The sequence below is a fragment of the Collinsella sp. CLA-JM-H32 genome, from assembly GCF_040098165.1.
Taxonomy (GTDB): Bacteria; Actinomycetota; Coriobacteriia; order Coriobacteriales; family Coriobacteriaceae; genus Collinsella.
In genome coordinates, this window is record NZ_JBBNMZ010000025.1 from 1 (window position 1) to 1,482 (window position 1,482).

A 1,482-nucleotide genomic window follows, 5' to 3' on the forward strand; every position below is an offset into this window, starting at 1 on the left:
AATCGGTCGGCGGGGCCTGCCGTTGAACCCGTCCCGGTCCGCCCCCGGCATGTCGTCGACGCCTTCGGCTCAGTCTCATATCCGCGGATACCGTTCTGTCGGCCCGCACTCCATTCCTTCGGCGGGGCTCCCCAAGTCTGACTACGCGCATGCGGCCGCTGCCGCGCGCCCAGCGAAAGCGGGGGTATCCCCGAAGGCTGCCCGGCTCGCCGGGACGGGGGCTATGTCTATTCGGTTGCCTCCCGGCACATCGCGCCGAGGGCCCACAGCCACCTCACGAGCTCGGCGGCGGTGGCGGCGTTCGCCTTCGCCTGGGGCATGCCCCTGGCGAGCATCTCCTCGCGGCGCCGGAGCAGGCGCTCGGAACCCTTCCTCCCGTGCATCCTTACCTCGAGCGGGACGCCGCTGCCCTTGGGCATCAGCTTCGGTTGGTGGCTCGCTTGGACGTAGCTCCAGGACCCCTCGACTGCCAACCTCCTGACGAGCGCGTCGCCGGCCCCGCTGATCCCGCCGAGGCGCACGGAGTCCGCGCTCGACCTCTGCTTCGGGGCGAGGCCGAAGTAGGACGTCACCTGCCTGCCGGAGCGGAACCTCGAGAAGTCGCCGACCTCGGACGCGAAGGCGGCGGCGAGCGCGAACCCGCACCCCTTGATCGACTGGAGCGCCTCGACCTCCGCCGAGAGGGGGCCCGCCGCGACGGCGGCCCTGTACTCGGCGAGGAGGTCGTCGCGCGTCTCGGCGGCCGCCTCGACCTCGTTCCTCAGCGCCGCAAGCGCCCGGATGCCGCCGTCGTCGGCGGGCCGGACCTTGTCGAGCCACCTGAGGAAGTCGTACGTCCAGTACCTCCGGGGGTTTCCGGCCGGCGTCGTGCCGCCGTAGGCGTAGCCACGGCGGGCCAGGAACGCCAGGAGCCGCTGCTTCGCCGCCGCGAGCCTCGCGGTCGCCGCGTCGTGGGCCCCGGCGAGGTCCCTGAGCCCCTCGATCTCGGGGGACGGCACCCATACCGGGGTGACGTCGTGCGACAGTATCGCCTTGGCCATCCTGGCCGCGTCGTTGCGGTCGTTCTTGGACGAGAGGTCTGCCGCCGACCTCGGGACCCTGGAGACGGCCGCGACGACGCAGTCGACGCCGAGCCCGGAGAGCTCCCTCTGCGGGGCGAAGCCGAGGTAGCCGCTCTCGTAGGCGGCGAGCGACGGGCCGGGGAAGCCCGACATCCACTCCGCGACCTCGCCCCAGGGGTTGCCGCGGAACCTCCTCGTCACGGCCTCGCCCGTCTCCGCGTCGAGCGCGCAGACGGTGGTGGACCTGAGGTGTACGTCCATTCCGAAGGCGGTAGAATATCTAGGCACGGGAGCCTCCCAACCTCGTTGCGGCGCGGCTGCGCCTCTGGCACTTCAACAACATTGTCGCAGCCCCGACCCGCGGTCACGAGCGGGGGCTCCTGTCGTTTCCGTGCCCCTGGATTGGGTCATAGTGTCTGAC

1 protein-coding gene is annotated in these 1,482 nt (G+C 71.3%); it reads right to left on the minus strand.

Going from position 1 to position 1,482, the window contains the following annotated elements:
* Positions 1–227: 227 nt before the first annotated feature.
* Positions 228–1,349: an IS110 family transposase gene (locus tag AAA021_RS09460; protein WP_349089032.1), complete on the minus strand. Its 1,122-nt coding sequence runs from the start codon at positions 1,347–1,349 to the stop codon at positions 228–230.
* Between the last annotated feature and the right edge of the window lie 133 nt (positions 1,350–1,482).